Origin of the sequence: Synechocystis sp. PCC 6803 substr. PCC-P (assembly GCF_000284455.1) — a bacterium.
GTDB lineage: Bacteria > Cyanobacteriota > Cyanobacteriia > Cyanobacteriales > Microcystaceae > Synechocystis.
The window spans coordinates 2782378-2796297 of the sequence record NC_017039.1; the positions used below are offsets into that span (position 1 = coordinate 2782378).

The following is a 13920-nucleotide window of genomic DNA, read 5'->3' on the forward strand; positions in this document are numbered from 1 at the left end:
GGTATTGAAAGATCTTTTTCTACAGAAATTAGATGACCTCCAGGCAAGTGTTGACCAAATTAAAATAACCACCGATCAAAACCTGGAAGAAATTAGATTAGAATTAGAGCAAAAAAATAGAAATATTAATCAGATTTTGGAAAATCAAATATTTCTAATTAAGTCTGCCCTCGATACAGCTAGAACCATTAAATATTTAGTTGAAAGTGGACAGCAAAGACAAATTATTGTCGAACAGATGATTAATGCTATCCATCAAGAATTTCAAAGAATTAGGGAAGAATCAGAGAGGAGTAACGGTTATATTCATCAAGAGTTTCAAAATATCAGGAGCGAATCCCAGCAAAGGTATCAACTGCTCCACCAAGAGTTCCAGGCTGTTTTGGGTAATCTGCAGCACTACCAAGAAATTTTAATTGATAAGTTCTTGGATTTACAGGAAAACAGCCAACAGCAAGACGTTTTCTTACGAGAAACCCTAGCTCAGATTGCCGCTGATGTCCATGATCAAAAATTCAAAGTAGTCACCGATCCCAGCTATTTCCAGGCGATCGACATTGAGTTGATGGTTTATCTCTACTCTTATCTTCCCCACCGACGGACGATCGATGTGGGCGCCAACCGGGGCGATGTCTCCGCCAGATTGTTACAGACTGGCTACGAAGTTTATGCCTTTGAACCTTTCCCGCCAGTATTAGCCAAATTGCAGGAAAGATTGGGACAAAATAGCAATTTCCATGCTCTTGGCTACGCCCTAGGATCCGCCAATGAGACTAGGAATTTACACCTAGTGGTGGATCAAACGGAAGACAAAATCTTTGATGATGCCACTTTTTATAGCAGTTTGACTCGCCATTCCCTCACTGAAGGCTTAGTCTTCCATGACAGTATTACAGTGGAAGTCAAAACCATCGCTAGTTTGCATGAAGCGGGAACTCTGCCTGATGATATTGGCTTAGTCAAAATTGATACAGAAGGATTTGACCTAGAAGTTATTAAGGGCATGGGAAATTTTCGTTACCCAGTGGTATTGGCCGAATTTTGGGATCCCACTTTCCCCTTTGGGCAAACCGGGGCCATGAACCATCTAGTGGATATGGTGCCAGCTATGCGACAAAGGGATTACCGCTGGCATATAATCATCTATCGCATCTGGGGGCAGCACGAGGTCAGTTATTACTGCAACTCGGACTATTCCTTAGAAAATTCTTGGGGCAATGTTTTCTTCTTTCAGGATTACGAAATCTTTAGCCAGGCTTTAAAATGGTGCAATTCAGTTATGCCCGCCACCTATTTTGCGGCGTAGCTTGTCCCTAAATACTAAATGGAGCAAAAAAATTCGTCAGTAGTCATAATCAACAAAGTTCACCTGGAGTTCCACATCATCCCCCATGCTATCACTTCAAGACAACTACTTGTATCTCTCTAAGCTAGGTGAATTTAAGCAATTGCAGGGGGGAATTGCCGGTTTTTTCTTGGAACAAAGTGCGGCTCTCTGGGATGCTTTGCTAAGTTTTCAAAATACCCATGGTATCCATGGCAATATGCTGGAAATTGGAGTTTACAAAGGTCTGTCAGCTTTGATGTCCTCCCTTCACCTTAAAGAAACAGAAAAATTTGTTCTAATCGATTGCACGCGCTATATTGAGGACGCAGAAGCCAACCTTGCTCCCATTTTGGGCACCAGAGGGAATTATATTCAGCAACCGTCTTATCAAGTAACACTCCACTCCCTTGGTGATTTGCGTTCTAGTTGCCGTTGGCTTCATATTGATGGTGAACATACGGGCAGGGCTGTGATTAATGATCTTGAATTGTGCGAACAACTATTGTCAGATGACGGCATCATAGTTTTAGATGATTTTTTTAATCCTATGTATCCTCAATTAACGGAGGCGGCCTTTTCTTTTTTGTCGGCTAATAAACATAAGTTATCCATGTTTTTATGTGGTTGGAACAAAGCTTATTTAGCCCGACCACTATTTGCCTTTAACTACAGAAATTTTATTCGACAGGCTTTAGCCGCGGAGCTTCATCAAAGGGAAATTGACGATTTTATACTGACCAAAACCACCACACTGGATGAATCGACTTCCTTTGGCATAGTTCATCGTTTTACAGATAGAGACTACTATGGTTTAGATTCCGATCCTGATTTTTTACCTTAAAGTCAAGCTAGCGTAATTAGTTGGGTTTTTATTTTTCGAAAAAATTGCTATCGAATCAAGAGTTTAATATATTTTAACTCATGAATAAGTTGCCAAAAATCACCAATACAAACAATGAGTTTTTTGTCAGTATCTTAGCCCTATTATTATTTATTGGCATATTTTTTATAACTGCATCCTATAGTGATTTATTGAACTCTGGCTTTCGTTATTTCATTGACGATCATCAGATTCCTGTGATGAAACAAGATCTCGATAATCACGGCTTTTGGGAAACAGCAAAAATATGGATTAATCATGACAGAAGTATCCAGCGATTTCGTCCTTATTTTCAGCTGCAAGTGGTGACCATCACCCAACTCCTGGGAGTTAACTCATTTTTGTGGTTTTCATATATTACTTTGCTGGGAGCTTTTACATCTTTTTTTCTGTTTGCTTTTGGACGAATCTTATTTTTTTCAATCCCGGTTTCTTTATTTTTTCCGATATCTACCTTGCTAGGAAAGCAATCAGAAATTTGGGTTAGGCCAATGATACCCGATGCTCAAGGTATGTTTTTTTTGTCGGCCGCCTTATTATTTATTGGTTTAAGCTGTAATCATAGTAAATATTCAAAAATCAACTCCGTAATTGCTATTATTTTAATTATAATAATGTCCTTGTGTAAAGAGTCTTACATTATCTTTATACCGACTTTAATTTCTCTTAAGGTTTGGCTTTATAGCGATTTTCAAAAAACTTCCCTGTGGAAATCAATTGATACCAATAGGATTTTTGTAGGAGTGTTATTAGCAGTAATGTTTTTAGAGCTTACCTATATAGTTTTTTTCTTGGGAACTAGCGGTATGGGGTACGCTGGCGTTGATAATGAAACATTAGATTTATTTGCTATTCTTAGAACATCAAAAGATCTATTACTACAAAGCTATTTTCTGCCTATCATAATAAGCATTGTAATTCTTTTTGTTACAACTCGCCTAACTCATCATTCATTATTAGTTACATTAAAAAAAATAATTCCTTTTATTATTCTGCTCTTCATTTCTCTAATTCCCCAAACTTTAATTTATACAAAATCAGGGATCATAGCTGCTTTTTATCTATTTCCTTTTATTCTTGTTTCCACCCTTTTATTGTCTAAGATTTTGTCGCTCATTGGTGATAGTTGTAGGTGGCTTGGTGTTTTGCTAGTCTCTTGTTTATTATTTACACTTGTCTTTAATCAATCACCATTAGCTTGGGATATTTATTCCCAACAATCTCAAGAAAAACAATATATGAATGAGCTGATAGACCAAATTGAAATATGCTCAGAGAAACCAGATCCAATTTTAGTGGTTCTTAATCCTAAAGTTCGTTATGAAGTATCAGACGCTCTACAAAAAGTTCTACGAAGTGTAAAGCATCGAGAACAATTGTTTATTGTTACTTATGGATTAGAAGGAAGTTTATTTTACTCTGATAAATTGGCTGATACTGAAGCTGTGTGGAACTTTTTAGACCCCAAGGCAATCTTGCCTAGCTATAACGGAACATTATTGGATATTCATGATAAAGGTGATATTAAGACAATAGTGATATTTGATGGCTTAGATGATGATTTTGCCAAAAGTAATATAGATTGGTTTTCTCCAAAAGAATATCAAATGAAACGGTTTGATATTAGTCTTGCCCCCAGTACTCTTTACTGCAAAAAATAAATTAACAATTATATATATTACGATCAATTTGTATGATTAACTTTTCCGAAAACAGGACTACCAATTATTTCAAGCACTTCAATATTCAGTTTATTTTTCCTTATCTTTTTATTATTTCCCTTGTATTTTTTTCTCGTTTTCTTTTCATTAATGATTTTGGACTTTACGAAGATGATTGGGCATTTAGTGGTACAGCTATCTCAAATAATTTAGCTCAAAACTGGATTAGGCTTAGGGCTTCCTTTGGTAGTTTTTGGCAGGGTCGTCCACTCCATATGACTTTTCTTACCTTTATCCCCTTTATCGGGGCAAAACTCGGAGGAATTAGGGCCCTATATTTAATTGGATTTACGATTTTAAGTTTAAATGCTTGTCTTTGGTATTCTTTATTAAAAAAAATTACAAAAAATAAAAATGTGGCAATCATTGCTAGTTTACTTTTTGTCCTATATCCTGCCGATACAACATTTGGTCTTTTACAACATTTAATCGGTATCCAAACCGCTCTGTTGTTTCTTCTCATTGCCTTTCACGTTTACGTTTCTTCTTCTGAAAAACATAAATTAAACTATTTTAGGAAGCCAATCAGCTATGTTTTTGCAACTCTATCTCTGCTAGATTACGAAAGCTTATTCTTGATTTTTTTGACTGCCCCCCTGCTTAATCACCCCAAAAGTACAAAAAAGGAAAAACTCTATCATTTTCTAACCTTAACAATAATTCTTGCCATCTATTTATTTCTCAGAAAATTAGCTGGGGAATCTAGGATAAGTGGGATAACGGGACTTCAGCTTATCCAAAAAGTTGTATATCAAGTTTTCTGGGGTCCCTTAATAGCTTTTTATTCGTTTTTCAAACGTCCCATCGAAGTAATTTCATCCCCAAGGGTAGAGAATATTATTATTTTTTGTATTGGATTAATATTATTTTTTATCGTTCTAAGGTATTTATTCAATAAACAGTTTTTACAAAATGATATCCCAGCAGATTTAAATACATTTCAAGAATTTTGGAAGTTGTCAGGGACAGGATTACTGATGACTATTCTAGGTTATTCATCTGCATTACTTTTATCTGTTCACGATATCAATGGTCGGGCTTCCCGAGTTCATTTTTCTGCAGCTTTGGGCATTACTTTGATTCTTGCTTGTATTTGGGGTATTGCTTTTTATATTACCCGCGTGCATAAATTTTGGCATACATTATTAATTTTATTATTGTCTGTCTACCTCAGTTTTTTGTTAACCTTCTCGATCAGCGTTCAGCAATATTATAAAATGAGTTGGCAATATCAACAGGCTTTTTGGCATGATGTTTTTACCTTAGTTCCTGACATCAAGGAGGGAACAATAATCCTTGTGCAAGCACCCAGTCTGGTCTGGGGTAAGCAAATTAATCCCTTTGACTGGAGCTTACCAGTTGTGTTGGAATCAATATATGACTTTCCCGATGATTGGCAATTTTCTCCAAGGACTTACCGTCTTAATTCAGATGTAGTTGAGCCTGAACAGTGGAAGGATAAAGTAATTAGCAATCGGAAGTTTGTTTTATCCGGTAAAAATGACGGCTTATTTTTTTACTTCCCCTGGGAACCAGAAAGAATAGTTGAACCCCAAGATGTTGTTTTACTAGTGGAAGAGCAAGGGCAATTAGTCAGGAAAGAGAAGTTCCAGACCACGGCTGGAGAAATAATTTATCTAAAGCCTAAGACAAACGATCAACCAACTCTAGATTTACCCACCACTGTTATTTTTGAACATTTGATGCCACCACCAGATTGTGATTATTGCGGTTCTGTTCCACGTATTTATTTTCAGCCTCAAGAGTAATTGACATTAGCTTGTTAGCAGGTTTGCTGGAGGCGGTTAAAGTAACAAAAAAATAGAATAAAGAGGATTAAGCGAATAAAGAAACATCTTTCTACGTTTGTAGCGTTTTTCAATCTAGCAATGCATAAAAAGTTTCTTATTTTTTTTACTTCTCTTTTGTCAGACTGGGCAAGTTGATTTTTTGCAAACCCTCAAAGCCCATTAACAACAATGTATTTAGATTGTGTACTTCATAAAATACTAGCGCCCATGGTTATCGAGTCTTGAAAATCTTGAAATGCCTCCACAGTAAGACTTTTTGTGTAGTACTGAAAAATATTCTTTCCGAGATTCAGGAAAGAGGGGTAGTTGAGTGACAGCTTGTTTGAAAATTAGGCTCTAAGCCCTACTAAATAGGGTTTTCAGCGTTTATTATCAAAACATACTCAAATGTTTGCTCAGCAAGGGATTGAGCAAAACTTTTCAAACACATTCTAATTTTGCTAGTGCAGGAAAACAGAAAATTAGTCCGTAAAGACTATATCAAGACCAGCTCGGGACAAAAAATTGCTCTTAAGCCAAAACCACAATCCACTTTGCCGCCGAATTTTGCGACTCTCCCCGTATTTGATCGCGTCATGTCATCTAGTTGTGACCATTGCAGTAAAGTACCGCCCGTATACTTCGAAAATCCCTAAAATTCTTACTCTTCAGTGCATAGACTATGGGATGAATCTGCCCTAAAAATAAAGTTTGGCAAAAATTCCCCCGATCAGTTATGATATTCGAAGCGACGCGGGATAGAGCAGTCTGGTAGCTCGTCGGGCTCAGGTCGCAAGATGTAAACCATGAGCACTAAGCTTAAGGGTGACATTGCAGAGCAAGCCGCCATTCTTCGTGCATTGAAGCTTGGTTGGGGGGTTCTGAAGCCATTGGGAGACCGTCTTTCTTACGATTTGGTCTTTGATGTCGAAGGGATCCTTCTGAAGGTGCAGGTTAAAAGCTCCTGGTTCAGCGAAAAGACTGGCAACTATGTTGTTGACAATCGCAGAACAAGGACAAACAGAAGAAACATTGTTAGATCTCCTTATCGTGGGAATGACTTTGATTTTGCTGTTGCCTACGTCGAAGAACTTGAGCTGTTTTACGTCTTCCCGGTTGATGTCTTTATCAGTTACGGCAGTGAAATTCACCTGGTCGAAACTGATAAGCGTCAGAGAAAACCAAGGTCATTCGGTTACCGAGAGGCTTGGCATCTCATCTTGCAAAAAGGGGCTGCGCAAAAGGAAACTTCTGCGTGATTATCTCTCAAATTCGGGGAAGCCTTTCAAATGGTAATCCCGAGCCAAACCTAGGAATGCTTGGTGTTTCTGGGAAGGTGTAGAGACTTAATGGGAGACACCCTAACAGAAAAGCTGAGGGTGAAGAGAAAGTCCAGACCACAAACTGACAGAGTCAGGCAGTGAAAACTGTAGTTGGTAAGCATAACCCGAAGGTCGGTGGTTCAAATCCGCCTCCCGCCATTAAAAAAAAAGAAAAAAATTCCCCCCGCCGGATAATGGTTGGGGGGTTTGTTTTATTCAATCTAAAGTTTATGGCTACTGGTTCCACTGCCTACACTTGGCTAGACGATGCTCTAGAAACTATTCAGCGGGCCCATTGGCATCGCCATCCCCAGATAATTACCCAAGGGCCAGGGCCAGAAATTAAGTTGGAGGGGCAACGGCTAGTTAATTTTGCTAGCAATGATTATCTTGGCTTAGCTAGCCATCCCCACCTAAAAACAGCGGCCATTAAGGCGATCGCCGAATGGGGAACCGGCAGTACAGGTTCCCGGTTGCTGAGTGGCCACCGTCAGCTCCATCAAGACTTGGAACAGGCCATTGCCCGCTGGAAGGGGACGGAAGCCGCTTTGGTGTTCAGTTCTGGCTATTTGGCTAATTTGGGCACCATCACGGCGTTGGTGGGTAAACGGGATTTGATTTTAGCGGACGAATATAACCATTCCAGTCTGAAGCGTGGAGCCCAGTTGAGTGGAGCCAAGGTAATTAACTATGACCATGGGTGCCCAGAGGTTTTGACCGATCTATTAATGAAACATCGAGACAATCACCGTCGTTGTTTGATTCTCAGTGATGGGGTGTTCAGTATGGATGGCGATTTATGTCCCTTGCCCCAGTTAGTGGCGATCGCCGAAGAATTTCAAAGCATGTTGCTAGTGGACGATGCCCATGGCACTGGCACTATGGGAAAAATGGGCACGGGCTGTCGAGAACACTTTCAGTTACCGGTGGGAGATTGGATTCAGGTGGGAACCCTCAGTAAAGCTCTGGGGAGCCTGGGGGGTTATGTGGCTGGTAGTGCATCTTTGATAGATTTTCTGCGCAATCGAGCTGCCACTTGGATTTATACCACCGGCCTTTCACCGGCTGACACCGCCGCTGCCCTGGCGGCCATCCAACTGATCCAACGGGAACCAGAACGCATTGTCCAACTCCAGCTCAACGTTGATTACCTAGCCACAGGGTTGGAAAGTCTGACAAAATTAAACTTTCGGCGATCGCCAATTAATTCCCCCATCCTCTGGGTAGGGGCCGCCAATCCAGCCATGGCTCTGGAAATGGCCAAGCATTTACGAGAACAGGGCATTTTTGCCCCGGCCATTCGTCCCCCCACGGTTCCCCACAGTCGAATACGTTTTTCGGTCATGGCCACCCACTCCCCAGGGCACATTGACCAACTATTAGAAGTACTGGACCACTATTACCCCAATTAGAGTTGCCTTTGACGGTGCATAGTTGTCAGTCTCCCTACTTACCCCTTGAACATCACATCCCCGCCATGGGACAGTGAACTCAGTAGAGGTTTTGGTTAAACTGAAAGTGAAACCAGCCATATCTTTTGATTTTTCACAGTAAGAGTAAGCATTATCAATGGGCGACACTATTACCCTCCTTTCCCGCCGAGAAATAGAAAAAATGCGGCAGGCGGGCCAACTAGCGGCGGCCCTACTTGATCACCTAGCGCCAATGGTGCAACCGGGCATAACTACCCTAGAGCTGAATGACGAAGCGGAAAAATGGACGAAAGCCCACGGAGCCATCAGCGCCCCCCTTGGTTATAACGGTTTCCCCAAGTCTATTTGCACCAGCATCAATGAAGTTATCTGCCATGGCATTCCCCACCGCAAACGGGTATTGCAGGCAGGAGACATCATCAACGTTGACGTTACCCCCATTGTGGACGGCTACCATGGCGACTGTTCCCGCACCTTTTTTGTCGGTACTCCCAGCCCAGTGGCAGAAAAACTGGTCAAAGTCACCGAAGAATGTCTACGCCTAGGCATTGAAGCAGTTAAACCCGGCGGTAAAATTGGTGATATTGGGGCCGCCATTCAAAGCCACGCTGAAGCCCAGGGATTTTCCGTTGTTCGTGATTTTGTTGGCCACGGCATTAGCAAAATTTTCCATACCGCTCCCCAAATTCCCCATTATGGCAAAGCAGGCAAAGGCAAAAGATTACGCCCAGGGATGGTGTTTACCATTGAGCCCATGATCAATGAAGGCACCTGGGAAGCGGTATTACTAGATGATGGTTGGACTGCCATCACCAAGGACGGTAAGCTCTCCGCCCAGTTTGAGCACACCATTGCCGTCACTGAAGATGGAGTGGAAATTTTGACCCTAGGGGAGTAAATACGGTGAAAAGTTGGCAAATCGAACTTTTATACGACGGTGAATGTCCCCTTTGTCTGAGGGAAGTTAATTTTCTCCGTAGTAAAGACCAGGGCCGGGGCTTAGTTAACTTTGTGGACATTGCTCAGCCGGACTACAATCCCCTAGACCATGGCGGTGTCAGTTTTGAGGATGCCATGGCCCGTATCCATGGGGTGAAGGCTGACGGCAGTGTGGTAAAAAATGTGGCCGTTTTCCGAGAAGTTTACGAAATTCTCGGTATCGGCTGGCTATATGCTCCCACCCGTTGGCCCATTATCGGACCCTTGGTGGATAGAATTTACGACTTTTGGGCCGATCTCCGTTTGAGCTGGACTGGGCGGTCAAGCCTAGCGGAAATCCTTGCCCAGCGGGAAAAGGGAATGTGTGCCACCGATGGTTGTGCATTGCCGGTTACCAGTGGTGTTGAGGGTAAGCCCTAGGTTTTTGCGACAATAATTGAAGGCCATTGAAAAGAATACAGGCATAGTCGTGAATTTTCGTAACCCAGTTCCCACGGTGGATTTGATCATCGAAATGATTGATCAACCCCGCCGACCTATTTTATTAATTGAGCGGCAAAATCCGCCCCACGGCTGGGCCCTGCCCGGAGGCTTTGTGGACTACGGCGAAACCCTAGAAGCGGCAGCCCTGCGGGAAGCCAAGGAAGAAATTTCCCTGGACGTCCAGCTTATCGAAATGTTTTATGCCTACTCAGATCCCCGCCGGGATCCCCGGCAACACACCCTCAGTGTGGTATTCCTGGCGGCGGCCACCGGCAAACCCCAAGCGGCGGACGATGCTAAAACCGTTGGCTTTTTTGATTTGTGGGAATTTCCCGACCCAGTTTGCTTTGATCATGGACAAATTTTGCGGGATTATCGCCGCTACCGCTATTATCGTCAACGCCCCGATCCCCACCGGAATTATTTGGGGGACTAACGGGCAAAGCATTAGTTCCTTGGCTCCTTCTAGACCAATAGTGCAAATCTAACAAATTCAATGGGGGATGGCTTCCGAACAAATATTGTTGATGAATTTCACCCCATCTTCCTTGGGTATCAGTTCTTGTAAATAAAAATCCACCGTTTCATTACTTTCGTTGGTCACTAGCACCTTAGCTTGGTGCCCCTTTTGTAATACCTCACGGCGATCGCACAGTTCGTAGGCAAAAATAATCAGGCGATCGCCTGGTTGACAAAGCAAGGCGGCTCCACCGTTGGGGCAAATTTCCTTGGAATGGGCTTGACCGGGCAGGACATAGGTGGAAAAGCGATTACCGTTGCTGAGATTGATAATATCCACCTCCTCTAGGGGCAACAATCCCACCCGCTCCAACATTACTGGGTCAATGGTGATACTGCCCACATAATTAACATTGGCCTCCGTCACACAGACCCGATGTAATTTTGCGTGCATCAAACGAATGCTCCCCATTAAGCCCTAACCTCGGTGAAAAAACGGTATTGGCACTGTCCGTTATCGTGTTAACCGTCGCTAACCATGGCCAACGCCACATCAATATTAAGGCGAACTGCTTCTGCAGAAAGATGGAGGGCAGCTTTTTCTTCAGGGGTTAATTGCACTTCGAGAATATCTTCCACTCCTCGACACCCCAAACGGCAGGGCACTCCAAGGAAAATGTCCTTCAATCCATAGGCACCATCAAGGTAGGTGGCGGCGGGGAGAATTCTAGACTGATTGCGTAAAATGGACTCCACCATCACCGCAGCGGAAGAGGCCGGCGCATAATAGGCTGTGCCCGTTTGTAGTAAGGCGGCAATTTCAGCCCCACCGTTACGGGTACGCTCCACCAACTCTTCAATGGTTTGGGGGGGTATTAATTCGGTAATGGGAACCCCGCTGACGGTGCAGTATCGTGGCAAGGGCAGCATCAAATCTCCGTGCCCGCCCAGCACTAAGGTGTTGATATCAGAAGGACAGGCCCCTAATTTCATCGCAATGAAGGCCTTGAGCCGAGCCGAGTCCAACACCCCCGCCATGCCCATAACCCGTTGGGAAGGTAAACCAGTTACTTTCCAGGCCAAATAGGTCATTACATCCAGGGGATTGGTGACCACAATCAAAATGGCGTTGGGGGAATAACGCAATGCTTCCCGGGCCCCCTGGGCCACAATGTTGGCGTTTTTGCCCAACAAATCATCCCGACTCATGCCGGGCCTGCGGGGTAGACCAGCGGTAATTACCACCACATCGGAGCCGGCGGTGGCCTCGTATTCATTGGTGCCAATGATTTTGCTGTCGTATTCCTCCACGCTCTGGGCGGCCATCAAATCCAAGGCAATGCCCTGGGGTAAGCCTGGCACAATGTCCAACAAAACTACGTTGGCGACATTTTGCTGCACTAACCTCTGGGCAAGGGTCCGCCCCACATTGCCAGCGCCGACCACGGTAACCTGCCAGGACTGACAGGCGATCGGAGCATACTCCAAAATATTCATGGCACCCTCCGGGGTGTTGATGGTGGAGAAAAGCAACCTAAGCCAGGGCTTCGATTTGGTCTAAGCGCAGCCAGACGTTGGGGGTAGGGACATAAAATCGCACTAGGGCATATTCTTCGTTTAAATCCAACACTTCTCCTTTGCTATGGAAAAGGTAGTCGGGTAAACGGCGATCGCTGGCTTGGGCTTCAAGGCTGTTTTCCAATTGTGCGCGGATAACCCGCACTAAACTGCCCTTTTTCATTTTAGCGGCCATGGTTTTGCCCTCGTTGGGAGACTGGGAAATTAACTCTAAATTGTTACATAACCCCAAAATTTTGTAATTCTTATTTTTGGCTAGTTTCTCCCCAGGCCATTCCCCAGACTTTCCCCAGTGATTCCCCCAGTTAGCGGATTTTATCCCCAGGAGGTTAAGGTTTTTAGGCTATTTCTTAACCCTGACTGGGCCGTGGGCACCCTAGGGGTGGGGGAATTTTTTAGGGTTTTGACGCTAGGGATAGTAGGAATATTTTTCTGGCGATCGCCGCCTGGGGAATCCCAGAAAAAATTAGAGAGAGTTGGTTAAAGCCCTTTTATTGTTAAGTTGAGTTAAGTAAAAATAGCTCAAATTCCTATAGTTTCGTTAGCAAAAATGAGAAATGCCCACCGGGGCAAAATTTTCCGCCATTGACAGCCAGGGGAATTCCTCGATAAAACTATTGGGCACACAGCAGAAAAACTTTGGGTGTGGGGCCGTAATCTTCAGCCGGCCAAGTTATTCCCCAAAGCAGCTCCGCCCTTTGACAGAGAGAAGAACCATGGATACCTCCGTTAGTGTTTTTGCTGAAATTCCCGAAGACCTGCACCAGTCCTTGACCACCTATCTGGATAAACATCCCCATTGGGACCTAGACCGGGTGTTTTCCGCTGCCCTGTCCCTGTTCCTGCTGCAAAATGAGGGAGGCTACGGCACCAAACCCATGTCCACCAGTTACAAAGCCTGTGCCCGGGTCTATCTGGAAACTTTATTGCAAACTGCCGAATGATTCCCAAGTTAATTGTGGGTTTGGGTAACCCTGAGCCGAAATATGATCAAACTCGCCACAACATTGGTTTTGCGGTGGTGGATGCGTTGGCGATCACCTGGCAGTGTTCTTGGTATGACCATAAGCGCTTCCAGGGCTGGTTTGGCGAAGGGCTAATGGCCGGACAAAAAACCTGTTTGCTCAAACCCCGTACCTATATGAATCGCTCTGGCCAAGCTGTGCGGGCGGTGGTGGACTGGTACAAACTCGACCCCCAGTCGGTGCTGGTGGTCTATGACGATATGGATTTACCCCTGGGCCGATTACGCCTGAGACAAACGGGTTCCGCCGGGGGCCATAACGGGATGAAATCCCTGATTAGTCATTTGGGCACCCAGGATTTTCCCCGCCTCCGGTTAGGCATTGGCAAAAGTGACGGCAGTAAAGACACCATCGCCCATGTGCTAGGCAAATTTAGCCCGTCGGAATTACCCATCGTCGAGAAAAGCTTAGACCTGGCCACGGAGGCGATCGCCCATAGTCTGCACCATGGCATTGCCAAAACCATGAGTTTATTTAATAATCGTGACGTCTGCCCTTAGGTAATGGGATTAATGGGGTATGATGGGAAGTCGGCAAATTATTACATTTCTTGGGAATTTCGCTTGTGACTACAGCCGAAGCAGCATCTACCGTACACACCAGTTTCATTCTTAAAGTCCTCTGGCTCGATCAAAACGTGGCGATCGCCGTGGATCAAATTGTGGGCAAAGGCACTAGTCCCCTCACTTCCTACTTCTTCTGGCCCCGGGCCGATGCTTGGCAACAACTGAAAGACGAACTCGAAGCCAAACATTGGATCGCCGAAGCGGACCGCATTAACGTCCTCAATCAGGCCACCGAGGTGATCAACTTCTGGCAGGACTTGAAAAATCAAAATAAACAAATCTCCATGGCCGAGGCCCAGGGTAAATTCCCCGAAGTGGTGTTCAGCGGCAGTAACTAAATCCCCCCGGGGTGAGGAAGAAAAAATATTTTCATATTCCGATATCCACTGGCTGTGGC

General features: G+C 44.0%; 15 protein-coding genes. 12 read left to right on the top strand and 3 right to left on the bottom strand.

Going from position 1 to position 13920, the window contains the following annotated elements; all coding sequences use genetic code 11:
* The first annotated feature begins 4 nt into the window (after positions 1–4).
* The 9 genes from SYNPCCP_RS13005 to SYNPCCP_RS13045 all read left to right on the top strand — a co-directional run bounded on the left by SYNPCCP_RS13005 (position 5) and on the right by SYNPCCP_RS13045 (position 10331).
* Positions 5–1306: an FkbM family methyltransferase gene (locus tag SYNPCCP_RS13005; RefSeq protein WP_223211287.1), complete on the top strand. Its 1302-nt coding sequence runs from the start codon at positions 5–7 to the stop codon at positions 1304–1306.
* 85 nt (positions 1307–1391) lie between these two features.
* A complete protein-coding gene (locus SYNPCCP_RS13010; RefSeq protein WP_010873688.1) occupies positions 1392–2168 on the top strand; it encodes a class I SAM-dependent methyltransferase in 777 nt (258 codons plus the stop codon).
* An 80-nt stretch (positions 2169–2248) separates the two neighbouring features.
* Positions 2249–3868, top strand: a complete 1620-nt coding sequence (locus tag SYNPCCP_RS13015) for a hypothetical protein (protein ID WP_010873689.1) — start codon at positions 2249–2251, stop codon at positions 3866–3868.
* 32 nt (positions 3869–3900) lie between these two features.
* Entirely contained in the window at positions 3901–5697 is a 1797-nt protein-coding gene (locus SYNPCCP_RS13020) for a hypothetical protein (RefSeq protein ID WP_010873690.1), read from the top strand.
* A gap of 827 nt (positions 5698–6524) precedes the next feature.
* Complete coding sequence (locus tag SYNPCCP_RS13025; protein ID WP_010873691.1) at positions 6525–6977, top strand: group I intron-associated PD-(D/E)XK endonuclease; 453 nt, start codon at positions 6525–6527, stop codon at positions 6975–6977.
* A gap of 293 nt (positions 6978–7270) precedes the next feature.
* On the top strand, positions 7271–8452 hold the full coding sequence (gene bioF / locus SYNPCCP_RS13030) for an 8-amino-7-oxononanoate synthase (protein ID WP_010873692.1): 1182 nt from the start codon (positions 7271–7273) through the stop codon (positions 8450–8452).
* Between the two features lie 157 nt (positions 8453–8609).
* A complete protein-coding gene (gene map, locus SYNPCCP_RS13035; protein WP_010873693.1) occupies positions 8610–9371 on the top strand; it encodes a type I methionyl aminopeptidase in 762 nt (253 codons plus the stop codon).
* A gap of 5 nt (positions 9372–9376) precedes the next feature.
* Entirely contained in the window at positions 9377–9832 is a 456-nt protein-coding gene (locus tag SYNPCCP_RS13040; protein ID WP_010873694.1) for a thiol-disulfide oxidoreductase DCC family protein, read from the top strand.
* Between the two features lie 49 nt (positions 9833–9881).
* A complete protein-coding gene (locus SYNPCCP_RS13045) occupies positions 9882–10331 on the top strand; it encodes an NUDIX hydrolase (protein WP_010873695.1) in 450 nt (149 codons plus the stop codon).
* A 57-nt stretch (positions 10332–10388) separates the two neighbouring features.
* Here the strand turns inward: SYNPCCP_RS13045 and panD are convergent, their stop codons facing one another.
* The 3 genes from panD to SYNPCCP_RS13060 are packed head-to-tail and all read right to left on the bottom strand — an operon-like array spanning position 10389 to position 12107.
* Positions 10389–10826 carry an aspartate 1-decarboxylase gene (gene panD / locus SYNPCCP_RS13050; protein ID WP_010873696.1) on the bottom strand — a complete coding sequence of 146 codons (438 nt, stop codon included), beginning with the start codon at positions 10824–10826 and terminating at the stop codon, positions 10389–10391.
* A 50-nt stretch (positions 10827–10876) separates the two neighbouring features.
* Positions 10877–11851: a malate dehydrogenase gene (gene mdh, locus SYNPCCP_RS13055; protein ID WP_010873697.1), complete on the bottom strand. Its 975-nt coding sequence runs from the start codon at positions 11849–11851 to the stop codon at positions 10877–10879.
* Between the two features lie 37 nt (positions 11852–11888).
* A complete protein-coding gene (locus SYNPCCP_RS13060; RefSeq protein WP_010873698.1) occupies positions 11889–12107 on the bottom strand; it encodes an NAD(P)H-quinone oxidoreductase subunit O in 219 nt (72 codons plus the stop codon).
* A gap of 541 nt (positions 12108–12648) precedes the next feature.
* Between SYNPCCP_RS13060 and SYNPCCP_RS13065 the strand changes: the two genes are divergently transcribed.
* The 3 genes from SYNPCCP_RS13065 to SYNPCCP_RS13075 all read left to right on the top strand — a co-directional run bounded on the left by SYNPCCP_RS13065 (position 12649) and on the right by SYNPCCP_RS13075 (position 13861).
* Positions 12649–12876, top strand: a complete 228-nt coding sequence (locus SYNPCCP_RS13065; protein ID WP_020862075.1) for a DUF2811 domain-containing protein — start codon at positions 12649–12651, stop codon at positions 12874–12876.
* The gene (gene pth / locus SYNPCCP_RS13070; protein ID WP_010873700.1) at positions 12873–13457 is read left to right on the top strand and encodes an aminoacyl-tRNA hydrolase; all 585 of its coding nucleotides are present in this window, start codon (positions 12873–12875) and stop codon (positions 13455–13457) included. Before SYNPCCP_RS13065 ends, pth begins: the two co-directional genes overlap by 4 nt.
* 65 nt (positions 13458–13522) lie before the next feature.
* Positions 13523–13861, top strand: a complete 339-nt coding sequence (locus tag SYNPCCP_RS13075; RefSeq protein ID WP_010873701.1) for a 30S ribosomal protein PSRP-3 — start codon at positions 13523–13525, stop codon at positions 13859–13861.
* Positions 13862–13920 lie beyond the last annotated feature (59 nt).